Raw genomic sequence first — 26005 nt, 5'->3', positions numbered from 1 at the left:
CCGAAACAGATCAGTTGTGAATTGTACATGACTCGTATTAAAAAAAATCATACTGTGGGCAGATATCTTCTATCAAATCTCATTCGTAGTGTGTACATTTGGAGGGAATTTCTCATATGAAAATAGTAAAAGTAAATGATCTTAGTAAAGAATATACAGGAAAGGTTCCACATACAGCACTTTCAAATATAGACTTAACAATTACGGAGGGGGAATTTGTTGGGATAATGGGACCTTCGGGAAGTGGGAAAACAACATTATTGAATATGATTTCTACTATTGACTCGCCAACATCAGGCAGTGTATGTATTCATAATCAAAATCCGTATCAACTCTCCTCCGATGATTTGGCCTTATTTCGCAGACAACAATTAGGATTCGTTTTTCAATCCTTTAATCTGCTTCATACTTTAACAGTAAAAGAGAATATAGTTCTTCCGCTCGTATTAGATGGCATGAATGTGAAAAGAATAAATAAACGAGTAGAATCTATTTCGGAAAAATTAGGAATCAACGAAATTTTAAATAAGCGAACATATGAAATATCAGGAGGGCAGGCACAGCGAACAGCGATTGCCCGTGCACTCATTCACTCTCCTAAATTGGTTCTTGCCGATGAGCCGACAGGAAACCTAGATTCTAAAGCCTCTCAAGATGTGATGGAACTATTAACACTATTAAACAAAGAAGAAAAGGCAACAATGATGTTAGTAACGCACGATCCAGTTGCTGCAAGTTACTGTGACCGCATAATTTTTATTAAAGATGGCCAGTTATACAATGAAGTTACTTGCAAAGATAATCGTCCATTATTTTATAAAAAAATTATGGATAGTCTTTCTATGTTAGGGGGGAATAAACATGACTTTTCGACAACTCGCATTTAATAATGTTTTACGAAATAAAAGAATATATCTTGGTCATTTTTTTAGTAGTACATTTGCGGTATTGATTTTTTTCACTTATGGGCTACTTGTCTTTCATCCGAACCTACAAGGTGAGCTGACTCATCTAAGTACCATCATGAGTGCATTTGGAAAAATAGGATTTCATTTATCCTATTACTTAATCTTTGTTTTTTCTTTCTTATTTATTTTCTATTCTGTTAGTGCATTTTTAAAAAATAGAAAAAAAGAGTTTGGATTATTAATGTTACACGGAATGTCTAATAAGCAGCTTCATCGATTAATTTTCTTCGAAAATATGTTGATTGGAATCCCTTCAATCGTAGTAGGCATTGGACTAGGAATGGTTTTTTCTAAATTGTTTTTATTAATTAGTGGGTCTTTATTAGGGATAGAGCAAACGTTAGCATTTTACTTTCCAATCAAGGCAATGGTAGTAACAGCAATGTCCTTTTTGGTTTTATTTCTACTTATTTCTTTGTTTACATCAAAAATGGTGAAAATGAATGAACTTGTAGAACTCATAAAATCAGATGAAAAACCAAAAACTGAGCCAATAGTGTCTGTTTATATATCCTTGTTGGTACTTATTTTATTGGGAGCGGGTTACTCCTGCGTTCACCACAGTATCGCTGCGGTGGATTACATGACTTTAAAACAACTATTCTTACTCGTAGGAGTAGGAGTCGTATTCATTGTATGTGGGACCTATTTCTTCTTTACTCAATTGTGTGTATATGTGTTATCTGCTTTAAAAAATAGAGAAACTACATTCTTTAAAACAACCAATCTCCTTGTTATTTCAGAATTAATGTATCGCATGAAAGATAATGCGAGAACCTTTTTTATCGTATCAGTTATATCTGCAGTATCTTTTACAGCAATTGGAGTTTGTACGGCTATTGCAAATCCTGAATTGGCTAAGCATGAGACTCCATATGCATTTACCTATCGTTCAGATGAGGGGAATATAGAAGAAAAAGCTCATATTGAAGAAATAAAGAAACAATTAGAGGAATCTGGATTTTCATATAACCTTGTAGCAACAGAATTTAAAAGGACATTAGACGGATTGGCTTTGATTAATCTTTCTGCGTATAATGAATACGCTAAAAAATTAGGGCATGAAATAGAGAAATTAACAAATGAAAATGATAGCATTGCTATACGACTTAATAAGAAAGAGAAAAGTACAGAGCATCTGAAATTTTTTGAAATAAATCATGGTGAACTCGAGATTCCACTTTCTGTACAAAAAACAGTGTATATCCCAGAGTTAGCCATGATTGATAACCCTGTTATTGTTTCTGATGCTGTTTATAATAAGGTCATACAGGTTCAAGAAGAAGGCGTACTCCGAGATTACACTATTTACGGTTTTATCGTTAAAGATTGGTCTGAAACTAGTGCGATTTCCACAAGTCTTAAGAAGTTCATTGGTACGAATCAAGAAGATTATTATAAGTTTTCATCACTGTATTTAAGATGGATTGAAATGAAACAACAAAATGGATTACTTTCTATTTCAAGTGTAATGGTGGGCATTGTATTTTTCGTATTTACGCTAAGTTTTTTATATTTTCGTCTATTTACTGATTTAGAACGTGATCAAGTGCAATATGAAATGATCTCAAAATTAGGTTTAAGTCAAAGAGAGTTAAAGCAAATTGTGACAAGACAAATGATGTTACTATTTTTCCTGCCGATAGTAGTGGCGATGATTCACAGTAGTTTTGCATTTCTAACGTTTCATCAATTAGGACAAACAGTAAGCAGAGAAATGTCTGTTTTACAAAGCTCAATTGTAGTATTAGTAAGCTTTATTTGCATTCAAATGATTTACTTCTTTATTATTAGACACCACTATTTAAAACGCATACGTACAAAAATGTATTCATATAATAGATAGGCAAATATTAAAGGTGCATACTCAATCAGTAAATTTGATTGGGGATGCACCTTTAAATTGTTGGGGAATATATCCAGGTTAATGAGGAACACAAGGAAAAAGATAATTAAAGCCAACCCATAAATAAAAGTAGCTACTAAAAGCTAACTGCTCTCCAAATGGAATGAAGTGTGTATTTATATTATGACTTAGCTGCCCATTGTTCTATTTCAATTTTAACATCTGATAATCCTAATTCTGAAATGTATGCAATTTTCATTGCTGGATGTTTCGTTAATTTGGTCTCTCATACGGATGATACCGGTAGCATATTTACTCTTTGCAAGGAATGTGACTTTATGACACCGGAGCGATAGGAAGTTCAATCAAATCACGCAGAAACCACGCAACTTACTTCATACACAATCAGAATAATCTCACGGTGAAGAGAGAATAGTTGACGATCTACCAAGAGGCATTCGTGCTTCTTTTTTTAATAAAAGCATTATAAACACTGATACATCAATAAAAAACGAATGTAAAATCTATTTGATTTATCACTCGTTTTCATGTTTTGTTTTGATAAAATGAAATATGGTTAAGGCATTATAAATAAATAGAAAAATCATGAATACCAGCATAGGGAGTTTCATTTTTAATTTTTGTTTCTAGATTTTGCATGGTGTACTCTTGCCATGCTTCTAAATGATTCGTATCCCATGATTGATTAAATAGTTGATACAAATAAATCTCTCTTAATTTCAAGAAGGTTGGGATTTGTTTGATTGTATCCTTATGTAGGCTATTTTCCGTTGTATATCCCTTGAAGAAATTACGCATAAAACTATCACAAAAAGTATGTGTATTGCCATTGAAGGAGTCGTGCTGCCAATAAGCATGATAGAAAGCTACTGCAAGATCCTGTGCAAACCAATTGTAAGAACACTCATCAAAATCAATAATGGTTATAAATCCTTTCTTGTTCATAATTAAGTTCCCCTGATGATAGTCATTATGGATAGGGCCGAAATTGTCAGGCGTTATGTTATCGGATGTGAGACTGTTAAGTAACTTATCATATTTTTCGCCAATCCACGGAATTAGATTTTCTCTAATATTAAAGACATCAAGGTTATCATTACGCCAAGCAGGACGGTGTATGCTTTCAAATTTGTGGGTTTTTGATATTGCATGCATTCTCCCTAAACTTTTACCAAATTGTTTAAACGTTACTTCATTCCAGTGTGATTTATTTGTAACATCAATTGAATCGCCTGGAATATATTCGAAATTTGTCTTAACTCGTTCTCCTTCATACGCTAATGGAAGTATAACCTTTGGAACAGGTACACCTTTATCATGTAGAAAACCCATCCACTCTATTTCTTGCATTACCATCTCTTTCGTTTTACTTTTTTGGGAAATCCTGACTACGCTGTTGTGCTCTTTGTTATGAAAAATATCGTTATGAAAACCTCCATTTAATCTAACCCTATTTTCTGGAATTTTGTATTCCCCTTTCCCTCTCAATTTACAAAGATGCATTTCTAAAACAGTGGGATTGTAAACATATTTAGGTCCTATTGACCAATTCATATTAGTCTTTCTTTCACTTTTTAGTACATATTTTCAGAAAAGGAAGCTACTCTCACTGTATTTATTTTGCTACTACAAATATGTCGTTCTCCCTAAATAATAAAATTTTTGAGTTCTTTATGAAAATTCTGTTGTTTTTCTATCTTATAATATATATAATAAATGAGTTTGCTTCATAAGGTGTAATAAATGAAAAGAATCTACTTTTCCTAACTGTAACAGAAGTACATAATAGATGGTGCTATATAAGTACCAAATGGTTAGTTAAGCTGATTGGCAGAATAAATTTACAATGATATACCTTTTATATCAAATTATGATTACATATAAATATAAGGAATAACGATAACGTTAATACAGAAAACGGAGGAATTTATGAGTACATTACAGGCATCATGCCAACATATGCAGGAAATAGTTTACCTAGTACATAAATATTACAATGAACTGTATCAATATCAATCCATACTGGAGGCATTTCCTGATGTATCCATTCAGCGTATTTCTGATGAAGAACCAGTAGTATTAGACGGTGTATTGTTTTCTCATTATGTACAAACAACAGACTGTCTTGTTATTTTTGTATCAGATAAAGGAGAGCAACCAGCTTGTGCCGTGTATCATTTAGTTGGTGAGGATGAACTACTTCCTTGTTTAGTGGATAGTTCATATATAACTGATGAAACAAGAGAAGAATTCTATCTGTGGGCGAATATCTGGAATGATACATATTACCAGCTCCAAAAAATTGCGCAGGTTATGCAGCATAGAGTTTATCAGAAATTAGAAGAAAAACAAGTTGACCTTGATAAATTACAATCTGGATTAGAGAAAATGGAGAAAAGAAATCTCTCTCTCAATGCACAAAGTTATCGCGGGGTGATACCAAGAAATTATAACCAATCGCTAATCAATAAGGAATTGGTAACACATGAATAAGTGACTGGATATCAACAACGAGCAACAAGATATTGTTGTCTATGATGTAATGAAATATCATTTATTTAAACAAAAAAAGGACTAATTGTATAGGATAGTCAACTGGACATCTGATGTCTAGTCATGTAAAATTTTACATGTAACTAAATTGTTATAAATAGATTATTGAGTAACTAGAGGGAGAGATTACAAATTATAAAATCAGAGAAATCTACAATTGCTGAGAAAGTACAATCTATTAAAGGAAAGACAGTTGCAAAGTATGGGGCAGTTGTTTTCCTATTCTTTGGATTGACATCTTGTTATAACCAAAAAAACGATAGATTATCGTCACAAGTAGAACTTTATCGAGAAAAGTCAATGGAATTAGCCGAAAAGTATGATGACCTAGTAAGTGATTACGACAAGCTGAAGGCTAAGCTGTATGCTATAGAGAATCCACCTGAAGAAACACATGCAGAAGTTGATAGCGCTGAAGAAAATCCTGTTGAGAAAGAGGAAGAAACGCCGATTCAAAATACGGAGCCAGAGAAATCTGAAGAGAAAACACTCAAAGAGGAGCAATATGCAGCCCGAGAAAAGAAAGCATATGCGAATCTCACTTCTCTAGGAAGTTCAGAAGCGCAGGAAACATACAAAGAACTAATTAAGCCAAAGCTTTCAAGATGGGCTAGTAAGGATATGTTACAAATAGCGAAGGAGGGTGTGAACTTTCGTGAGATAGATGATAGTAACCTACCTTGGACAGATGTTACTGAGCCGAACGGAACGAGTACGAAGCATATCTATAAGAATGGTTATGACCAATTAGAGATTACATACAACTTTGACGGGACCATTACAAAATCTGAATGGAAAACAGGAGTGAACAAATAAGCTGAAAAACCTAATGTCTACACTTACGTCGTCAAATTTTGATAAAACAGTTATCGCATACTCAAATGGGGTTCAGGTCTTTAAAGGTACATTACAAGATTACTTATTTATGCCCTATCAAGAGAAGCAGGCACTAAAGGTCACAACATTCCGTATCTGTACCAAAGAGGGGAAGTAATATTTTTATATTTGAAAGATTACAAGAAGCATAAACTCATAGCAGTAAGAGAGATTATGAATGAATCTTGATTAATAACTACGTTTATGGAATAGAATGCGAATTGGCTATATTTACGAATAAAAAAGTTACTACAATAGATGCAAATGATGGTTGATATTGTGAAAGACAATAAATTCATTCATACAGGCAATGCGGTGGAAACAAAAATGTACCTAGAGTTCTTATTTCAAGAAAAGTTAAGTTTTTCTCCTATTTTAGAAGTCTGCGAAGTTACTTTATACGATGATCCCGATAACTTTATTATAGTCATGGATGATGCGACTTGGGAGAACGCTAGAACAGAAGGGAATAGAGGAGTAAAACAACGTTATTCACAAAAACAAATACAGCAATTACATGAGGTAATTTAAAAAGACAAATACCCGAAATTAATTGCATTTAGGGAACTGTACCCCTTTACGGGGGAGCAGCTGACAGTGTTTAAAAATATTATACATGCAGATATTATGCATTTTCTGGGGTTTCTTACGGTGTATGGTTCCAAAAAATAGAAACACATTCGTAACAGAAAAAAGGTATTCCATATTTTTGGATGGAATACCTTTCTCTTTTTAGATACATCAACGCTTTATATCTTCTTCTTCGCTTCTTTCCGCTTCTTCCACGATTTTTGGAAATCACGGAATACAAGTACACATAAGATAAATGTCAGTATAATATGCAGTAATTTCCAAAATGCATCTACATTTGTACCTCTAAAACTAGATTCTTCAATGGCACGGCTCACGAAATCGATTAGGAAAATGAAAGATAAGAAGAGTATCATTCTATCTTCTCTTTTTCCTGTAAAATATAAAAGTAGAAAGACTATACCTAAAATAAGTGGTGTATAAATCGTGTCTAACATGAATTGTATGTCTCCTTTTGCTACTAGATATTCTAATATGTAAACTATATACTATTATAATTGCTTATGTAGTGAATTTGAAGATAGACTTCCCATTGGTTCGACACATAGAACTAGAGCATGGATGTTTACCACATAACTAATGATAAACTTCAAAAATTTACAAATTACCCATTTATTGATGAGATATTCCTAAAATCCCATAAGATCCTTTACATGTGTAGCGTTCTGTTTAGATGTTAGTATTTCAAGTAATAAAAAGGCAACATCAAAAGCTGTACCTGGATTTGAAGATGTAATAATATTTCCATCATGAACAATTAAATCATTTTGTACGATCGCACCAAAATTCTTTAATTGCTCTTTTCGTTTACTCGTTGGATGACTGTATGTGGTTGCTTTTTTATTTATAAGGATTCCGCTTTTACCGAGTACTAAGGATGCTACACATATACTGGCAATTGGCTTCTGTTTGGCATGAAAATGTTGAATTACATGTAAGAATTCATTACTGTATGCATCCCGATAAAAACCAGCTTCTTCAAATCCTCCTGGAATAGCTAATGCATCAAACTCGTCTAATTGAATTTCATCAATCGTTTTTTCTGGTATGACAGTAAAATTCCAGGTACAGGTCAATTTATTTCGAAGACCAACTGTTACGACCTCGGTGGACCCATCACCCTCCCAATTATTCCAACCTAGTACGTCAGTAAATACACTCGCTTCCACTGCTTCAAATCCGTCAGCTAATAATAAACAAATCTTTTTCATATTGAAAATCGCCTCCTTCTATCCTAATTTTATATAAAGATAGTAGGCTGATACATAAGTTGAATAAGGAAATTTGATTGTTTAGCTTTATTATATAAAGAATTTCATTTATTCTAGTTTATAAAAAAAGGTTGGATAATTTATGGATCAGATTGATAAAAAAATCGTGGAATTATTACAGTCAAATGCAAAAATTTCAATGAAGGATTTAGCAGAATCCGTTCACTTATCTTCTCCATCAGTAACTGAGCGCGTACGGAAGTTAGAGGAACAGCAAATTATTGAAGGATATCATGCACATGTTTCTCTAAAAAAATTGAATCGCCCAATTTCTGCACTTATTTTGTTTAAGACAAAGGATTGTAAATCATTAGCTAACTTTTGCTATAACCATCCAGATGTACTTGAATGTTACAGAGTAGCAGGGGAAATTAGCTATATTGTCAAAATAGCAACATATTCTGTAGAAAGTTTAGAGCAATTTATTGATGATACAATGCAATATGGTACGCCTTCAACGAATATCGTGCTATCTTCTTATGAAAAAAAAATAATTGCTCCTTTTATTAGTGAAGAATAAAATACTGGATTAATCCATTTCTTACTGTTTATTCAATAATCCTAAAGTCTTTAAAAATAGCCTGATATTTCTAACCTGTATAAATAAATTAAGGTCTCTAATCATTTTAGTGTACCTATTTTAATTAATTTGATGGGTACGGTAAACCCCGACATGACTATCATGCGCAATAGTAAAGAATGATGAATTAATGCAAGGTTGCGGCAAGAAAAATAATATATCTTTACTCGAAATTCAGTCCTTTTGTAATACATATGGATAAGAAATAGAATTTCTTAAAACTGTTAGAATTATTAATCGCATATGTTCAGTTATCGATTAACATAAAGGCACTTGTTAAGGTGCGCTGGTCAGTGAGTTAATGTCGGTTGGATATAGAATCAAGAGAGTATAAAAATATTATCCTTCGTAGAACTTGAATTGAAAGTATATTAGACACTTCTGTGTCTTTTTTATCTTCTTTTGATTTTCGGTTTGTGTGATAATTAAGCCGAAAGGTTGTGGATGAATGAAGATAGCAGTGATACAAGCAAGTACCCAAACTAGCAAAAATGAAGTGATTTTTGAAGAAACAAAAAAGGCTGTGGCGAAGCATGGATATGAAGTTTTCAATTTTGGTGTTACAGCTGAAGAATCGGAGTTGAGCTATATCCAAGTGTCCTTAGCTGTTGGACTACTTCTAAATTCAGGTGCAGTTGATTTTGTCGTCACTGGATGTAGTAGCGGTGGTGGAATGTCGATCGCGTGTAATACACTTCCCAATGTCATTAGTGGATATCTGCCAACTCCAACAGATGTGTTTCTATTCGGTAGGATAAATAACGGAAACTGTGCATCACTGCCTCTTGGAGTAAACTTCGGGTGGGCGGGGGAATTAAACCTTCGCTTCACTCTTGAGAAATTATTTGAAGAACCATTCAATACAGGATATCCTGCAGAATCAGCTGATCGAAAAAAGCGTGATGCAGAAATTTTTAAAGCTATCAAAAGTTTTTCACATCATGACATTATTCAAATTATAAGACAGTTAGATACAGACGTTATGGATCCAGTTCTTCAAAAACAAGATTTAGTAGAATTCCTCTTAGGTAATGGTTCCAATACAGATATATCAAATTATCTTATCGAGCAAACGAAGCGTTTTAATTATAGTACGTAATTCCTTTTTTTCAGAACGTTTGGTGAATTTATCATTAAGCATAGGTTGATTCAAAGTCATTGACTAATTGAAGGAATATTTTGATTTAAAGACACTTCCCGCCGTGTTATACTGATAGTAGATGGTCTAATACACCAAGCGAATAATGTTTTACGTCTTTTCTTGTGCGCTATTTTTTGACACTCGGGAATGAAAAACCGATTGAATCCTATGAGACTCAATCGGTTTTTCTATGTAAAAAATACATTAGATATGTTACTAGGTTTAGGAAATTCAGAAACAGAAACGACCCATTCTATAATTTAAACCTTCTTCTCACTTTTTCACGTGCATCTCTTTTTAATTTCTGAAAGTACTTTTTGAGTAGATAAGGAATAACAACGAATAATATAAAAATAAAAATAGCTGAAATATAAAACTCAGGGCTAACAGCTGCGTAAACAAACATACTAACAGTAAGTACTGCCACAGTTGGTAAAATAATTATACCAGCAATAATAAAAACGAGACGAATTAAGAAAAGAGCTGCCTTAGGATGTTTATCACATAAATCTTCGAATAAATAAAATAAATGTTCCATTCTTACAAAATCCCCTTTATTGGTCTTTATTGCATGTCTTCATGCAGAGTAAATGCTATTTTGTACGCTATAGCAAATGCACTGTTTATGAATAAATAGAAACACTCTTAATGTATTTACATCTTAACATAAGGATAATAATATATATATACCGAGTTTGGATTACTTTTCCAAACTAGAATAGGAGATTACTTATGATTTATAAATTTTGGGAAGGATTAATATGGTCCTGTGAGAAGTGTAGAAATATGTCTCTATTTACAGGGATGCTACTGGTAGGGTGTATAGTAGGGAGTATGGGGTTGATAAATTTTTCTATGATGCCAGACAATGTAAGCGATGTACTTTCACTTACGCAAATTGAAACAAAAACCGATTATCCTATAAAAGGAAGGTTGTTTAGTTGTGTTGCAGCACTTATCTTTCTTATCTTGGGTTTTTCTCAAATCTTATTATCGTTAGAAAAGCTTTTACAAGTTAACATATGGAAAGCTATGCTACCTTTAGTTTTTGGATTCGTACTTCTAATCGTAGGACGTGCTTTCTTTGTGTTAGCTTTCTCGTTTTATTCTGTAAGACTGATCATCATAGGCATATTACTAGTGGCAATCCTGTATTTCATACGAAAAAAGAAGTAATATGAGTGCAGCGATTTTTTGCATCATTAGGTCTATATGAAATGCCAAAAGGCAGGTAGGGACCAATCAGGACCTGAAATTTCTTGTAATTGTCTCCCTATCATCTTTACTTGGCTATAATAATGGAAATCTATATTTGTAATCTCTCTACCTACAATCATTGTTAGACAAACTACATGACGTAAAGGAAACGGCAAAAGGAAGTATTCATTTATAAACGAGGGAAGAATAGGGAACTATCATTATTTTACTGTGATGCAAAGAAAGGCCAGCGGGCATGCGAATAAAGGTGAAAACATCCGTTACTATCATTACCGAAAATGTCTAAGAACAGGAGCGAGTACCTGCATAAACAACCTTACGATTTCCATGCATACTCAGCGACACTTGAGCAATAGGGGAAAAGTACTATTATTTGGTAGGCGTACCAGCCTTCACTTGTAGAAACGGAAGTATTCTTATCTCTGCTGAAAGATGAAGGTGCCTATTTACCAGGAATCGGCTCCATTCAGCAGTTAGAATCTTTGAAATTGAAATTTTAGAAAACAGATAGTGAAGAGGGAACACAACTTGTGTTTTCTTTTTTTATTTTTATAGATAAGTCTAGGGAGAAAAAAGGATTTCTATGCGTAACATAGACCCTATTGGTATACTAATTATGTTTTATGTATAGCTGGGGGGGTGGTGATATTTGCAATTGATGCGAGATTATGTCATTCTTTTCATGAAATTGAACTATTAGACATTCCAAATATATTGTTTCCAAGTCAGCGCGGCAAATTGTATCAAGTAATTGGGATTGGCATGCAAGAAAAATTTCGCAATCCCTACGTCATTATAAAAGGGCAACACGGCTCCATTACATACCGATTACCAGAAGAATTATTAACATGGGTGCCGCACAAATTACTACTAGTTAAAGTGGGTGCCTGTTTGTTTCCATGTCCTTGCGAGTTTTCATATTTCCAAGGTCGCTGCTTCGCGTATTCTTGTCAACTGTGTATCATGATGAACACCGCAGGACACTTTGTAAAAAGTGTTTCTTGCAGTGTTTTGTATAAAGAAGAAAGAACTGTTTTTTTAGGAAGTTAGGTAATGAAAATGAAAAAAATAAAAGAGGAGTATTGGGTGGGGGTACAAATCATAGTAGGGGTAATTTTCTCTATCGGAATGATCTGTTTTTTTACGACCTATATGCCTAAATTCCATCTATTTAATCTACATCTTTCTTTTGAAAAGACTATTCTTTTGGCCCATATTACTTTATTAATTCTAGCCATATGTTTAAAATCTTTACTAGGCTTTCTGTTAGCGTGGTTGATACCAAGTACCTGTTATTTTCTATTATCTAGGCTTCTTTTTACTTTTTAATCCCTTTTTATAAGAGGGGAATCATAGAGGTTTCTTCATTGGAATGTGAAGCGTTGACGCAAGCAGCATGTGATTTGCGATTGATGGAGTGGGGAAAGGTTTTTTCATTCCAAAAGATGATAAGAGATGTACAAGCCACTATGAAAGAGAGCCTAATCCCTTAATTTTGGATGTTTAACCATATGCATGATTTTTGTTTAATTATTTCTCGAGTATTTGAACAAAGGAATATGAATAGAAAAGAGCCTCCATTCTTTATGGGAGGCTCTTATTTTTTACTTTAATACAGAAGGTGATGTTTTTTCTAACCAGAGAATGCCATCATATTGTTCTGTCGGAATCATGATTTCTTCATTTTTTTTATTTCCCCAATAACTTGCTGCAGTAGGAGTAAACATCCATGAAGTTTCTGGTCGGTTACTTTCTCCTTTTAAGTTAACGAAAACATGGGGACTTCCCACCGTGCTGATGATTTTTTCAACGCTTTGTTCTTCATGTTCGTTATGTACAAGAATAACATCTTTATTGCCATCATCCCAACTGCTTCCACTATACGAAAATACGCCAATCGTGTACATTTGGTCTTTAATGCGTTGCGGAAGATAATCCATCATATTAGGGGCTACATAATTGTATTCTTGCACCTTCATGAAGTCTAATATCATTTTCGAATTTTGTTTTCGAATATGGTAATTATGTCCCCATACAATGATTTTTTTGTTTTTATATTTCATTTCAGTGAGCCACGCTAAGTTTTGTGCCATTTTTTGATCTCGGATATAAAAAGAATAGTCTGTCAGGTTAGGTGAGGAGATGCCACCTCTGACTTTCATATCAGCATCTAAATGCGTTTTAATCGCATCAATGCGTATACTGATTGATTTCTCTAAGAAATTCACATCATACGTAGGATGTGGTGCAACTTGATTCAATTCAGATTTATGATTCTGAATAAATGTTCTAACCTTTTCAAACTTGTTAATTACGGGCTGTATTTCCATTTTAAATTGATTATAAGGATACGTACCTTCATATTTACTGTAATACCTATCCAGTCCAATCAACTCTGACACTGCTGCATCAAATTCACTCGCGACTTCAGGACTTACTTTTTGCAACCATTCTTTTGCATAGGAGCGGAATGAAGAATTATAAAACAAATTCATATCAAAACCAGCTAATGTGAGTGGCTTTCCTTTTTCTTTTTGTTCTTTCATATAGATAAATAATTGTTCAAGTTCCTCAGTTTGCCATACAGGGTATAAAGATTGTTTCATCGCTTCTGTAGCAGTTAAGTGATCAATATTTTGCTGAACAGCTGCTGCTTCCCCAAGCCCTGTTTCAAATGCAATCACATCATATCCCATTTGCTCATGTAAGTACTTAATCATACGAATTTTGGATTGATTCATTTCCTTTGCACCATGCGTACTTTCTCCAAGTACAACAATACGCTTGTCCTGTACGGCCCCTTTAAGAAATGATAAATCCTCTGTTGTTTGGGAAGTTGGTTCATTTAATTTTTTTGCATGACCGTTTAACCATTCCTCCCATTTGGGTTGATCGACTGGTTTTTCTGCCGCGAATGCTACAGATGTAAAGGTGGTACAGGCAAGAAGAGTACTCATTAGTCCAAGCTTCCATTTTTTACGCACAACAACGCCTCCAAGTATCATAGTTTAAAAGCTGAAAAGAAGTAATACTAAAATTTACTAATATACCATTATTTATAATAATATATATGATAATTTTTAACAATATCAATATTCAGAAAAATAAAAATGATCCATCTATGTAGTGAAAAACCCCTTCTTTCTATAGCACATTTTGGATGAATGTTTACTACTTTATCATTTTAGCCAAGAAGACTCCTTCCTCAAGGAGCGTGAAGGGTCACAGCCCAGTGAGTAGGTGGGAGCTGAATTGGCTTCGAGCAAGAAAAGATAAAACAGGCAATGGATAATTACTGGGATGCTCTGCAATTACTCTCAGAAGCATTAGAAGAACAAAATAATGTATGCTGGAACACGTAGATAGCAAAGCAGAACAGGTAATGAAAATATTTAAAAAGGCTATCAGTAAAACTGACGGCACAATTCCCAATACAATTATTCTTTATCGCTTCATTGCCATCCGATTAAACCTCTTTATAACGCTTCTGTAATAAGGGGTCTCGCCACATCACCATCAAGATAAGACAAACAAATACCCCAAAACGAGAAAATTGACATCTTCAGGCGAAAATGGGCAATTTTTTTGTTTTGGGGTATTATAAAAATCTTAAGTTGATGGGCATGGGGTTTTAGTGACAAAAGCTAATTCTTATTGCTATAAACAATTATATAGGGGAGTGTTTACATTGATAAATTTTTTTAAATATAACTGGCAAGTAAGAGACGAATGGTTTGAATGGTGTAATCAACTATCAAATGAAGAGTTGATAAAAGAGCGAACTGGAGGAGTAGGAAGTATTTTATATACCCTTTTTCACATTATTGATGTTGAATATAGTTGGGTTCGCGGTATTCAAGGCAAAGAAGACATAGTAGTTGAATTTGCTGATTATGATACACTTGAAAGGGTTAAATCTCTTTCAGATAGATTCCGGAATGAAATAGCTGAATTTCTCAAAAAAAATTTAGATGAATTAAAAGAGAAAGCTGTATGTGTTGCTTGGGATGAAGATAAATATACTGTTGAGGAAATATTACACCATATAATTGCTCATGAGATTCACCACATTGGTCAACTCTCTGTTTGGTCAAGAGAAATAGAACTCAACCCCGTACCTGCTAACTTTATTGGAAGAAAGTTTAAATCCATTCATTCTTATTAAACTAAATGGTGCGTTAGTGGTATAAGGAAAATTAAATTAATCAGACTTTTTTATGAAAAACAGTTCTGGAAAATAAAAGAGAGCCATCGTTTTGTTCAATTACTGTTTAAAACAATGGCTTTTTATATGCATTGAAATTATGGGTTTAGAATGCTTTTTTAACCAAACTTTATTTTAAACCAGCACCAAATCCTTAAGTTGATGGATGTGTGGTGCTACCCCATGCCCATCAACTTAAGAATTCAGAATTACCCCATAACGAAAATTATTTGCATGACGTTATATTTAGAGTAATTATCTTGATTATTTTTAACATCCCCTTAATTCTTAAACTGATGTATTGGGAGACCACTCCATATACATCAGTTTTTAAAAATTAAATACTTTATTTACCAAGTTAATATAAAATGCCTCCGCATAAGAGACAGTAGAAATTCTAAATCTTTATTTTAATATTAATCAAATCAAGCGTATTCCTTCAAATGCATTTATTACCAAGTCATGCACATAGGAATCATCCAACTTTTCACCGGTTACTAGCAACCGATAAAAAATTGGTCCATAAATGAGATCGATACTTAAGTCAACATTGAGATTTTCTTTTAATTCGCCTCTTTTAATTCCCTTCTCCAGGAGTTGCCTTGCTTGCAGGCGACGTGGCTGGAAATATCGAGTACGATATTCCTCTGCCAGCTTTGAATCAAATTGTCCTTCGCCAACTAACTCAGTAATAATAGTCCCTTCCCGACTTATCAAAAATTTGGTTAAACTTGTAGCATGAATTAAAATATCATTCAATGCTGAACCTGTGTCAGGTATAGGCAATCTAGCTGCGGCAGCAAAAAGAAAACCATCCATTACTACAGCAGCCTTATTAGGCCACCATTTATAAATTGTAGCTTTACTAACTTTAGCACGGTCTGCAATTTTATCGACTGTGACTGCTTTAAAGCCACTTTCCAGTAATAACTCATAAGATGCAGAAAGGATAGCTTTTTGGGTTTCGACATTACGTGGTCTACCTCTTTTACCTTGCACATTAATCATTCCTTCCAAGAATCATAAACTATACGTTTAGTATACTTAATATGAACAAAAAATAAAATAGCCTATTTACAAAACTGAACGTTTAGTATATATTTTAGTTGATTAATAAACTGAACGTTTAGTTTATTAATTGTTAAGGAATCTTGTAATGGCCATGTCTTTATCTAAGTTACAAAATACACCAAGGTAATTCTGAAATAAAAGTATGGGGGGAAATAGTTATGTCTAATGTTAAAAATAAAGCAAGTGATAAGGAAATTTCATCGGGTTTAATCATTCTTCTGGCAACCGCATGTGGTATCATCGTAGCTAATCTTTATTATGCGCAGCCTTTAATTGGTTTAATTAGTAATGTAATTGGTCTTTCTAATAGTAGTGCTGGATTAATTGTAACGCTAACCCAGATTGGATATGTTGTTGGCTTACTATTTCTTGTACCATTAGGGGATATTGTTGAGAATAAAAAATTGATAATTATATTGTTATTACTAAGTGCAGTTGCTCTAACTGCCACAGTTTTTGTAAAGAGCGCAATCATGTTATTAGTAGCTTCATTCTTTATCGGACTGGGGTCGGTCGCAGCGCAAGTGCTCGTACCTTTTGTATCATACCTTTCATCGGAAGATGCACGCGGTCGTGTAGTTGGTAATGTTATGAGTGGCCTGTTATTAGGTATTATGCTTGCGCGTCCGATATCTAGTTTAGTAGCTGATATCTGGGGATGGAATTCAATATTTGCTTTATCTGCTACTATAATCATTGTCTTGTCGTTTGTATTATCGAAGGTACTCCCTACTAGGAAACCAACGGAAAAAACAAATTATACCGCCTTACTTAGTTCAATGTGGAAACTACTACGAACTACTCCAATTTTACGCCGTCGTGCCATTTATCATGCTTGTGTATTTGGGGCTTTCAGCTTATTCTGGACCACTGTTCCATTATTATTATCTAGTCCTGCTTTTCATTTTTCTCAGACTGCCATAGCATTATATGCACTTGTCGGAATTACAGGTGCAATAGCCGCTCCAATAGGTGGTCGTCTAGCTGATCTTGGCTGGACACGACCCGCCACTGGGATAGCTCTCACTGTTGTTATTATTTCTTTATTACTACCACTTATTATTCAAAGTAGTTCGCCCATCGGAATAGCTGTTTTAGTAATTGCTGCAATTCTGTTGGATATGGGAGTATCTGCAAACCTTGTGCTTAGCCAACGTTTAATTTTCTCGTTGAGTCCAGAAATTCGTAGTCGATTAAATGGGCTATTTATGGCTATTTTCTTTTTAGGAGGTGCTGTTGGATCCTTTATTGGAGGATGGGCATATGCCTTAGGAGGATGGAATCTAACATTATGGATAGGAATTGCTTTTCCGACCATAGCCTTGCTTTATTTTGCCACAGAAAAATAGTTCTATAGTAAAATTTTAGCAGTCAGGATACTGACTGCTAAAATTTAATTATCTGAGATTTAAAAATTATTTAGGAATTGTATTAAGCTTTTGTTGCAGATTTCAAGTTTTTAAAGACTTCTAAATTCTAGTTAGAGAAGTATGAAATAGAAGTGATGGGACGTCAGGGAACAGGAAATCAAGAGCCAATTATCTAAAGATGGATGCCGGCTGTAAATGTATACTTTTTGGATCATCATGTAACATAAAAAGCCTCTTTTTAGTCTATAAATATTTTATAATGAGTGTACATTTCTTTGGTGTAGCTGTAAATTGTAACTGTTCCTCAGATAATTCATAGCATTTTACTTGTTTTTTAAATCGTTCTTCAAATTCAAATAACCCCATAATGTCCGCCTATTAATTCTCCCCGTTTGTTGAATAACTTTATCTCAAATGTTATACCTTTATATGGATAAAGTTGATACCCTCGTATTTGAGAATATCAACTTTCATTTTTATGTAACTTTATAATATAAAAAAGAACTTTATTTCCATTAAACAGCTTCGTTGCTATAAAAGGCAAAAATTTCGTTCTGGGGGGATTTTGTTTTGTTAGCTTGATGGCAATGGGCTTCAGGCAGAAAACGTTTTAAAAAAAGAGACAAAAAGATTTAGATCTAGAATTAGGTCTAATTGAGTTACAGAATCTCTAATTTAAAGAGATCCTTGTTTTGTTAAGGTCTCTATTTCATTTTATTAATTAGTATGATATACCATCACAGCACCAGAAAGACTAATATAAGCTAGTATCCATACAATAAAAAACGTTATCATTTTTAATCTATCCTGTTTAGAAATGATAACGCTTTTTTGTACTTAAAGGTATTAAAATTTCTTAAGTTGATGGGCATGTAGGGTGACCCCTATATGGTGGAGATAGAATCGTAGCGGATAAAATAGGAGAAAAACTAAATGGCCTAAAAGTATTGTATTTTAATATTAAAATTTTAAGGGTAGTCAACTATATAAAATGTAACACTGACGTTCCAGGGGATTATGTTGAATACAATAATGAGGAGAGATGGTTTATGTTTATGTCTATATTATTTTCTCTTCCAATTACTATATATTTTTAGCATACTATTAACTATAAGGAGGGAGTGCAGAAATGGAAGAAAAGAAAGTGACGTGGTTAGAACTCTTTTATGATTTGTTATTTGTGGCGGCAGTGACGGCTGCGACTCATGTTTTACTTCATGTTGAAGATGGTCAAATCCATGCAGAGTATTTAGTAAAATTTGTCTTAATTTTTATTCCGATCTGGTGGGCTTGGGTAGGGCAAACCATCTTTGTTAACCGGTTTGGAAAAGATTTATTTCATCAAAGAATTTTTTTGATCCTGCAAATGTTTTTTGTCCTAATAATGACATCAAGCTTATCAGCTGATTTTGATCCTTATTATCTTTCTTTTTTAATTGGCTATATTGGCTTAAGGGTCGTGACTGCAATTCAATATCTTGTTGTCCAGCGTATAGAAGAGGGAGCTCGAAAAAAAGCAGCACTCTTTTTAGGAAGATATTTTTGGATTGGAATCGTTATTTCATTATTATCCGTCTTTTTTGATTCTTGGATTCGATATGCTGTGTTATATTTTGGGATTCTTATCGATATTATTGTCCCACTGCTTGGAAGGAAGTGTTTAGAAAAGGTTCCTACAAATACAGCCCACTTGTTAGAGAGATTTGGTCTATTTTCCATTATTCTCTTTGGGGAAGCTCTTGTAAGCACTCTTGTGGTCATTCAACCTAAACAAGGAAATTGGGATTCAATAAGCTTTGCGATCATTTCATTTATCCTCATTATTTCGATGTGGTGGCAATATTTCGATAACATGGAGAAGAAACTCGACAAGTCTAGACAAACTTCTGGTCAAATTATTATTTACGGTCATCTACTTATTTTAATGTCTTTGAGTATGGTTGCAGCATCCATTAGATTATTATTTTTAAATGAGGTCTATTATTCTTTTATCTTATATTTTGTTTTTGGTTCTGTATTGCTCTATTTCCTGTCAACTACAATTGTTTTTCATCAATACAGGTTTGAACAACACCGCTTGAACATTTATCATTTATGCTTGTTTTTAGGTATTTTAGCAGTCTTTTTTGTTATTAATTTAATTATAGTAGTGCCGAATATTGTGATAATAGGACAATTAACCTTATTTTTTATCATCTATGCTAAATTAACAAGCACATAAATAAAAGAATCAAATAAATTAGTATCAAACTATACTACTGGTTTATATGTATATATTGGTAAGTTTTACATTTGATATTAAATCTTATAATTCACGATGACTCTGATGCAACTGTACCTTTTGAGTTTAGTGGAAAACGTACATATGATTCCATTCCTGATAGTAAACTTGCTCTAATACAGGGTGTCCTCATGGATTAAACGTAACTCATGCAAAAGAATTTAATGAAGAATTATTAACATTTTTAAAAGAATAATCTTTGGGGAACTACCAGAGGCGGTTCAACAGCAATATCAAGAATAATAACACGAATTTATCGATTATGGGTTTTCCAAAAAGAGTAGCGCTATGCTTAATCTTTTGGAAAACCTTCTTTACATAGTTTTTTTAGGTCTCTTAGGGGAATCGTCACAGCGCTATCAAGTTAAGAAATAAATTCTTCCCATAAACGAAAAAAACGAACTGAACTTCTATGGACAACTATGAAAGAATGAAATTTTCGTTTTAGGGATAATTCAAAATCTTAGGTTGATGGACATGTGGTGCTACCCCATCGCTATCAAGCTAACAAGACAAAATACCCCCTAAAATGAAAAAGGCGTTATTCTTTCTGAGAAATCATAGGAAAGGATAACGCCTTTATATCAATATGACGGTATCCTATATGAAAAATTAACATCGTTCCAAATGTATATATTGTATATATTGTGCACATTGTATATAATGTATTCATAAGCATTTAAAAGGCAAGGAGTTGAATCATGAAAATCTTACTATCTAATAAGTCTAAGTCTCCTATTTATCAACAAATCATTGATCAGATTATATTACAAATATCAAATGAAACATTGAAAGTAGATGATTCGTTACCTTCTATGCGTTCATTAGCAAGAGACTTGAAGGTAAGTGTTATTACTTCAAAAAGAGCGTACGAAGAACTTGAAAAGGCGGGTTACATCTACTCTATAGTAGGGAAAGGCTCGTTTGTTGCAAAACAAACAAAGAAACAACGAGCGGATGAACCAAGTGATCCAATACGTGAAAAGTTCAGTACAATCGTTCGAGAGAGTAAGGCTAATCATTTATTAAGGGATGAGTTAATACAAATTATTAATCATATTTATGAGGAGGAATAAAAATGGAGAACATTGTAGAAGTGAAAAATGTTTCAAAAACATATAAGGGATTTTCTTTAAAAAATGCATCGTTCAACATCAAAAAGGGGTTTGTAACGGGATTTATTGGCGCAAATGGTGCTGGGAAAAGTACGACAATTAAACTTATTATGGATCTTATTAGCAAGGATAGCGGAGATATCACAGTTTTCGGTAAAGATCATCAAAAGGACCAAGTTTCTATTAAAGAGCGTATAGGATTCGTATACGATGACAATATCTATTATGAAGATATGACAATTCATCAACTGAAAAAATTCATTGCTCCAGCGTATAAAAAATGGGATGAAAATCAGTTCCAATCTTACTTACAACGCTTTGAGTTACCAACTAACATAAAAATGAAAGAGATGTCTACAGGGATGAAAATGAAGACTTCCCTAGCGTTTGCACTTTCACACCATGCCGATTTTATACTTATGGATGAGCCGACATCTGGACTCGATCCTGTATTTCGAAGAGAACTTTTAGACATTCTTTATGATTTAATGGTCGATCAAGATAAAACAATTTTTTTCTCCACACATATTACCACTGATTTAGATCGTATTGCTGATTATATTGTATTTATTCATAATGGTGAGATTGTGTTTGAAAAAGATATACATAGTATTTCTGAAGAATATGCAACTGTAAAAGGGGATAAATCCTTGCTTACGCCTAAAATCAGAGAACAATTAATCGGGATTCGTGAAACAAACATGGGGTTTGAAGCACTCACAAGTAACGCCAGCCGTTCACGTACGCAATTAGGGAATGATGTATTAATTGAAGAAGCGACATTAGAAGATATTATGTACTATACAAAAAAGGGGAATGTTCAATATGTATAATTTAATATTAAAGGATTTTAGATTGCAAAAATTATTGATCTTACTCTATCTACTTGGTATATGCTTTTTTATAGGGACGTTTGGAAGTTTTGGGTTCATAGTCGTTTTGGTGGCTGGTTCTTATATGATAAATCTACATTATTACGACGAAAAGAATAATAGTCACAAATTTATTAATAGCCTGCCTTATAGTAGAAATAAAATTATTATGTCAAAATATATTGGTACAGTGTTGTTTACAATTCTAGTAGTTCTATTCTCATTATTGATACAAGCAGTAATTCAAGTTGCATCCCCGACTTATGGAGTTGAAATTGAAACTCCACAGACAATTGTGGTTAGTGTTCTTACTGTCATGTTGTTTACGTCTATCTACTTACCATTTTTCTATCGCTTCACCAATAAATATTTGATGGCTGCTGTCAGCATTATTTTCCCTGTATGTGTTGTTTTATGGAGACCAATTGAGGCATATGTAAATATTACTGACCTTGTATATAGCGTTACTACACATTTTACTATTAATCAACTAATTATAATTGCTTCAATCGTTACCATGCTTATATTTATCGGTTCTTACTTCTTAACAGTGAGAATTTATAAACGTACTGATTTTTAAAAATTCTTTTTAACTGAAGTATAGAAAACCTAACAAATAACTGTTGTACAGTTTTATTCTTAAACGCTTTGGTGCTACTCAATCGCTATCAAACTAATAAAACAAAGTTTTCCCTTCAAATGAAAAAATACGTCATACTTTCCTATGATTCTACAGAAAGAATAGCGTATTTTTTCTTTTTATGGATACATTTTTTTAGCTCGATGGCGATGTGGTGTTGCCTCAAATATAATTATTTTATTTGAAGGTCTCTTTTAAATTTTTATTAAATCTTTTCATAGGTTGATATACAAGGACGTGTAGTGATAAACCTATCACTGCAGTAATGTTTAAAATAATACTTATAATCATTAAAGACCATTCTATAACTGGAGAAAAGTATCCGTTCGTGCTTAATGTAGAAGAACTTACACCTAGTATTAAAATCACTATTAGTAAAGGTAAGTTTTTAACCAATTTGAATCCCCCCTTTAAATATAATATCTTTACATTATTATATCGCACTATATTATGTAATTAATGTAAGATAGTTATCTATGAGAATTTAACATATTTTCTCTTTTTGGGGGTGACCTACTTCTTTAGCTTGATGGGCATGTGTCTGTACCCCTAATTTAAGATGATGTCGTACTTCCTCTTCAATCAGATTGGACTATACTTATTCTAACTTTCTACCTGTTAATAAACTTTACAACTGAACCCTAATTTGCAAGCTGGCGGAACAAATCGAAATATCATGCTTTCCCATCAAATAACAAACAGCAACAGTACTTTAAATTTAATTCTTAGGATATCGCTCTTTTACAAGTTCTTCGATATTGATAGCTTTTTTAATTTCTTCTGATGATAACCAAGGTGTATATCTTGTTCCATTCTTAGTTTGTAAATATATCTGAAATTTTTTATTATATAGTTCTTCTTTAAGGATTGTGGTTACCTTGATTAAATCTTTAATTACAAGGGGATTATTTTCAAATTCATTACTACCGGTATTAATAATTAAATTCACCTTATATCCTCGAACATCCATATATTCCAAATTTGCATAAGAAATATCTTGTAATTCAAAACGATTGTTTTGAATTGCAATTAATCTCTCTTCTATTTTTGTATGATTTTTAATCCGATTTTCCAAATAAATGTCTATGGTATTGTTCATCGTTTTTTTCATTGTTAATAACAGCTCTTCTTTTGTTATCATTTTTTGCACATTTTTAAAAGGTCCACCTAAAGATTTTCCATTATAATCCTTAATTTCAAGTTCTGTTATCTTTTTATTATTTTTCTGGATGAGTTGAAATAGAGTATATAAACGATCTAATTCTATTGATTCAAATTGGCTAAAGTCAATCTCGTTACTCATTTGCAAAGTTAATAATAATTCATTAGTTGGTTTTCCTTCATCTGATCTTCTATCCTCTGACAAATATTGAAGAGTGTTATCAGTTTTAGTTTCCACGTACCCTAACTTTTTTATTTCTTCTAGAGTTGGTTGGAATTTCTGATATGCCTCATATGTTTTTTTTCCATATTTGTATTCATCACTTTTTATGGATGAATAGAAGAGACCATCTACCTCTACTCGAAATTGAATATTTTTATTATTCTTTACTTGCACATTATGGTATGCATGTCCCATATTATTTTCATTTAAAGGGCTCATATGTGTTACAACAACATCGATTCCGTGTTTTTCTTTTATATATTTTTGTACCTCATCTTCATTAACTTGATTACAACCATTTAAAAATATGAAAAATACTACTAACAATATTACATTTTTCATGCTTTTCATATAAGCACTCCCTACGTAAGATTAATTCTTGAATATGCAGCACACTGCAAAGCACTCTTTCCTTAGTCGTATACTTCAACTTTTATATAGTGTGAATCTTAAATCATTTAAGTTCTTGACGTTCCCATCTATACTGCTTGGAAAATTACTGTCTTAAAATATATAACTTATTTATTTCAAGGTCTTTCTCAGTTCTAAAAGCATATGGTTCATTGGGCAAATATCTAAATTGTACATTCATACCATGAGACCTATTTTACTATAAAATAATGAAAAAAAACGCCATCCTTTCCTATGATTTTACAGAAAGCTAGCGTATTTTTTCATTTTAGGGGGTATTTTGTTTATATTTTATAAATGTAAAAAGTTTTTGACAAAATTAGGGGTGATGTTTATATAAATGGAGAACGTAATTCGGATTTTACGTAAGGAGAAAAAACTTTCCCAAGATGATTTAGCTAAATTATGTCATGTTTCAAGACAAACGATTAATGCAATAGAAAATAATAAATATGATCCTACATTGGAACTTGCTTTTAGTTTGGCGAAAAATCTTGGTGTAACAGTTGATCAATTGTTTATTTATAAAAGCTAGATGAGGAGAAATAACAAATGAAGAATGGAATTAATATCGTATTTACTAGTTTTTACATTTTGATTATGGGTTTACTTGCGCTTGAGTGGTATCAGAAGCAACAGCTCTCTATCACCACGTTATTTGTAGCTACGCTCATTTTGCAATCATTATTCATGAAGAGAATTTTAAAAGGTAAAAAAGAGAACGATCATTTTATCGATGAAATGTTTTTACATATCAGACAGAAAAGCTTAGCAATTTGTTGTTTTATTATGTATGTATTAACTGTAGGTATTTTATTTATATCAGAAGGAACATGGAACTTTAACCATATGCATAACAAACCGTTAATTTTTTTAGTCTTTTTATACCCTATTGTTTACCAAATTATCCATATGTTTGTTGGAAGGCGTAATTCTTAATTTGGATGCATAAACAATAAATTTATTTGTAAAGGAAAGATTAGAATGGAAATTATTTTAATAATTATTTTGGTTGGAATATTTAGCTTATTTACACGCAACTTAGCAGGAGAAGGTGGAGGTTTATCAAAGGGCGATGAACGTCAAAAAATAATATTTAAGGACGCTTCCATTACAAGTTGGCAAGTGATCCTTTTTTATGCTTTAGTACGTCTATTGGCAATCACACCATTTATAAAACAATTATTTGTTAATGAAAAAACATCCATCCTTCTATCCAATTCTTTATTTACAAATGGTGGAGATATCTTAGTTGTCGGTTTATTAGGATATACGATAGGGATTTTTAGTAGTTATATAAAGCGTACGCAAATTTGATAGTAGAGGTTACGAAACAGATTCATCTAGCTAACATTTTGAAGCGCCCCAAAAAGAAAATTTGGTCTTTTCATAGGTGTATATGAGATTTCAGTCCATTTTTTCGTTTTTGGGTATTTGCTTTTCTTAGGTTGATAGCGATGTGGCGGTACCCCTACTTGTTAAATGAGGTTATAATATTCAAAAATTAACAAAAAATAAATTATGATAAGAATATGATGGTTATTCTTTTGTTTACTCCTTACGCTGAAGATAAGATCGTGTTCCAGGATCTT

The 26005-nt window shown here is 32.9% G+C and carries 27 protein-coding genes and 1 pseudogene; 19 read left to right on the top strand and 9 right to left on the bottom strand.

Annotated features, from left to right (window positions below; all coding sequences use genetic code 11):
• Nucleotides 1-116 precede the first annotated feature (116 nt).
• Nucleotides 117-887, top strand: a complete 771-nt coding sequence (locus tag N2V79_RS27210; RefSeq protein WP_224413777.1) for an ABC transporter ATP-binding protein — start codon at nt 117-119, stop codon at nt 885-887.
• Nucleotides 862-2814: an ABC transporter permease gene (locus N2V79_RS27205; RefSeq protein ID WP_340720374.1), complete on the top strand. Its 1953-nt coding sequence runs from the start codon at nt 862-864 to the stop codon at nt 2812-2814. The genes N2V79_RS27210 and N2V79_RS27205 overlap by 26 nt, the downstream gene beginning before the upstream one ends.
• A 585-nt stretch (nt 2815-3399) precedes the next feature.
• On the opposite strand, the gene N2V79_RS27200 is transcribed toward N2V79_RS27205, so the two are convergent.
• Complete coding sequence (locus N2V79_RS27200) at nt 3400-4299, bottom strand: phosphotransferase enzyme family protein (protein ID WP_340720537.1); 900 nt, start codon at nt 4297-4299, stop codon at nt 3400-3402.
• Between the two features lie 465 nt (nt 4300-4764).
• Between N2V79_RS27200 and N2V79_RS27195 the strand changes: the two genes are divergently transcribed.
• The 3 genes from N2V79_RS27195 (at nt 4765) to N2V79_RS27185 (ending at nt 6795) form a co-directional block, all read left to right on the top strand.
• Nucleotides 4765-5328, top strand: coding sequence for a hypothetical protein (locus N2V79_RS27195; protein ID WP_340720373.1), 564 nt, complete (start codon nt 4765-4767; stop codon nt 5326-5328).
• Between the two features lie 360 nt (nt 5329-5688).
• Complete coding sequence (locus N2V79_RS27190) at nt 5689-6204, top strand: hypothetical protein (RefSeq protein ID WP_340720372.1); 516 nt, start codon at nt 5689-5691, stop codon at nt 6202-6204.
• A 387-nt stretch (nt 6205-6591) separates the two neighbouring features.
• Entirely contained in the window at nt 6592-6795 is a 204-nt protein-coding gene (locus tag N2V79_RS27185; RefSeq protein WP_234581490.1) for a hypothetical protein, read from the top strand.
• A gap of 218 nt (nt 6796-7013) precedes the next feature.
• Here N2V79_RS27185 and N2V79_RS27180 read toward each other — a convergent pair whose 3' ends face one another.
• Both N2V79_RS27180 and N2V79_RS27175 read right to left on the bottom strand, forming a co-directional pair.
• Entirely contained in the window at nt 7014-7292 is a 279-nt protein-coding gene (locus N2V79_RS27180) for a hypothetical protein (RefSeq protein ID WP_069604406.1), read from the bottom strand.
• A gap of 192 nt (nt 7293-7484) precedes the next feature.
• On the bottom strand, nt 7485-8066 hold the full coding sequence (locus N2V79_RS27175; protein ID WP_340720371.1) for a DJ-1/PfpI family protein: 582 nt from the start codon (nt 8064-8066) through the stop codon (nt 7485-7487).
• Nucleotides 8067-8208: 142 nt separating this feature from the next.
• Here N2V79_RS27175 and N2V79_RS27170 point away from each other — a divergent pair, with 142 nt between their 5' ends.
• Nucleotides 8209-8646 carry an Lrp/AsnC family transcriptional regulator gene (locus tag N2V79_RS27170; protein ID WP_071729417.1) on the top strand — a complete coding sequence of 146 codons (438 nt, stop codon included), beginning with the start codon at nt 8209-8211 and terminating at the stop codon, nt 8644-8646.
• Nucleotides 8647-9154: 508 nt separating this feature from the next.
• Entirely contained in the window at nt 9155-9805 is a 651-nt protein-coding gene (locus N2V79_RS27165) for an RpiB/LacA/LacB family sugar-phosphate isomerase (RefSeq protein ID WP_340720370.1), read from the top strand.
• Between the two features lie 295 nt (nt 9806-10100).
• Here N2V79_RS27165 and N2V79_RS27160 read toward each other — a convergent pair whose 3' ends face one another.
• Nucleotides 10101-10385: a hypothetical protein gene (locus N2V79_RS27160; RefSeq protein ID WP_340720369.1), complete on the bottom strand. Its 285-nt coding sequence runs from the start codon at nt 10383-10385 to the stop codon at nt 10101-10103.
• 194 nt (nt 10386-10579) lie between these two features.
• On the opposite strand from N2V79_RS27160, the gene N2V79_RS27155 reads away from it, so the two are divergent.
• Complete coding sequence (locus tag N2V79_RS27155) at nt 10580-11023, top strand: hypothetical protein (protein WP_340720368.1); 444 nt, start codon at nt 10580-10582, stop codon at nt 11021-11023.
• A gap of 684 nt (nt 11024-11707) precedes the next feature.
• Entirely contained in the window at nt 11708-12115 is a 408-nt protein-coding gene (locus tag N2V79_RS27150; protein ID WP_340720367.1) for a hypothetical protein, read from the top strand.
• Between the two features lie 554 nt (nt 12116-12669).
• Here N2V79_RS27150 and N2V79_RS27145 read toward each other — a convergent pair.
• The gene (locus N2V79_RS27145) at nt 12670-14049 is read right to left on the bottom strand and encodes an erythromycin esterase family protein (protein WP_340720366.1); all 1380 of its coding nucleotides are present in this window, start codon (nt 14047-14049) and stop codon (nt 12670-12672) included.
• Between the two features lie 704 nt (nt 14050-14753).
• On the opposite strand from N2V79_RS27145, the gene N2V79_RS27140 reads away from it, so the two are divergent.
• Nucleotides 14754-15230, top strand: coding sequence for a DinB family protein (locus N2V79_RS27140; RefSeq protein ID WP_033667686.1), 477 nt, complete (start codon nt 14754-14756; stop codon nt 15228-15230).
• A 459-nt stretch (nt 15231-15689) separates the two neighbouring features.
• Here N2V79_RS27140 and N2V79_RS27135 read toward each other — a convergent pair whose 3' ends face one another.
• The gene (locus tag N2V79_RS27135; protein ID WP_071729435.1) at nt 15690-16277 is read right to left on the bottom strand and encodes a TetR/AcrR family transcriptional regulator; all 588 of its coding nucleotides are present in this window, start codon (nt 16275-16277) and stop codon (nt 15690-15692) included.
• A 221-nt stretch (nt 16278-16498) separates the two neighbouring features.
• On the opposite strand from N2V79_RS27135, the gene N2V79_RS27130 reads away from it, so the two are divergent.
• Nucleotides 16499-17689 (top strand): MFS transporter, encoded by a 1191-nt coding sequence (locus N2V79_RS27130; protein ID WP_069604040.1) that lies wholly within the window; start codon nt 16499-16501, stop codon nt 17687-17689.
• A 264-nt stretch (nt 17690-17953) separates the two neighbouring features.
• Here the strand turns inward: N2V79_RS27130 and N2V79_RS27125 are convergent, their stop codons facing one another.
• Nucleotides 17954-18076, bottom strand: coding sequence for a hypothetical protein (locus tag N2V79_RS27125; RefSeq protein WP_257206316.1), 123 nt, complete (start codon nt 18074-18076; stop codon nt 17954-17956).
• A gap of 763 nt (nt 18077-18839) precedes the next feature.
• Here N2V79_RS27125 and N2V79_RS27120 point away from each other — a divergent pair.
• The 5 genes and pseudogenes from N2V79_RS27120 (at nt 18840) to N2V79_RS27100 (ending at nt 22558) form a co-directional block, all read left to right on the top strand.
• Nucleotides 18840-19931, top strand: a complete 1092-nt coding sequence (locus N2V79_RS27120; RefSeq protein WP_340720365.1) for a low temperature requirement protein A — start codon at nt 18840-18842, stop codon at nt 19929-19931.
• A gap of 74 nt (nt 19932-20005) precedes the next feature.
• Nucleotides 20006-20187 (top strand): annotated as a pseudogene (locus N2V79_RS27115) (alpha/beta fold hydrolase); the annotation flags it as partial.
• Between the two features lie 505 nt (nt 20188-20692).
• Complete coding sequence (locus N2V79_RS27110; protein ID WP_016128586.1) at nt 20693-21067, top strand: GntR family transcriptional regulator; 375 nt, start codon at nt 20693-20695, stop codon at nt 21065-21067.
• Between the two features lie 2 nt (nt 21068-21069).
• Nucleotides 21070-21939: an ABC transporter ATP-binding protein gene (locus tag N2V79_RS27105; RefSeq protein ID WP_016128587.1), complete on the top strand. Its 870-nt coding sequence runs from the start codon at nt 21070-21072 to the stop codon at nt 21937-21939.
• Nucleotides 21932-22558: an ABC-2 transporter permease gene (locus tag N2V79_RS27100; protein WP_340720364.1), complete on the top strand. Its 627-nt coding sequence runs from the start codon at nt 21932-21934 to the stop codon at nt 22556-22558. The genes N2V79_RS27105 and N2V79_RS27100 overlap by 8 nt, the downstream gene beginning before the upstream one ends.
• Nucleotides 22559-22795: 237 nt before the next feature.
• On the opposite strand, the gene N2V79_RS27095 is transcribed toward N2V79_RS27100, so the two are convergent.
• Both N2V79_RS27095 and N2V79_RS27090 read right to left on the bottom strand, forming a co-directional pair.
• On the bottom strand, nt 22796-23014 hold the full coding sequence (locus tag N2V79_RS27095; protein ID WP_072941790.1) for a hypothetical protein: 219 nt from the start codon (nt 23012-23014) through the stop codon (nt 22796-22798).
• 322 nt (nt 23015-23336) lie between these two features.
• Complete coding sequence (locus tag N2V79_RS27090) at nt 23337-24353, bottom strand: hypothetical protein (protein WP_340720363.1); 1017 nt, start codon at nt 24351-24353, stop codon at nt 23337-23339.
• Nucleotides 24354-24753: 400 nt separating this feature from the next.
• Here N2V79_RS27090 and N2V79_RS27085 point away from each other — a divergent pair, with 400 nt between their 5' ends.
• From N2V79_RS27085 to N2V79_RS27075, 3 genes are read left to right on the top strand one after another with little or no spacing between them, the layout of a single operon-like run.
• Nucleotides 24754-24948, top strand: a complete 195-nt coding sequence (locus N2V79_RS27085; RefSeq protein ID WP_033700006.1) for a helix-turn-helix transcriptional regulator — start codon at nt 24754-24756, stop codon at nt 24946-24948.
• 17 nt (nt 24949-24965) lie between these two features.
• The gene (locus tag N2V79_RS27080) at nt 24966-25352 is read left to right on the top strand and encodes a hypothetical protein (RefSeq protein WP_340720362.1); all 387 of its coding nucleotides are present in this window, start codon (nt 24966-24968) and stop codon (nt 25350-25352) included.
• Between the two features lie 45 nt (nt 25353-25397).
• The gene (locus N2V79_RS27075; protein WP_327898371.1) at nt 25398-25730 is read left to right on the top strand and encodes a hypothetical protein; all 333 of its coding nucleotides are present in this window, start codon (nt 25398-25400) and stop codon (nt 25728-25730) included.
• Nucleotides 25731-26005 lie beyond the last annotated feature (275 nt).

The sequence above is a fragment of the Bacillus sp. CH_70 genome (assembly GCF_038007045.1).
GTDB classification, from domain to species: Bacteria; Bacillota; Bacilli; order Bacillales; family Bacillaceae_G; genus Bacillus_A; species Bacillus_A cereus.
The sequence above is the reverse complement of the archived record's forward strand: the minus strand, read 5'-3'. Positions and strand labels throughout refer to the sequence as shown.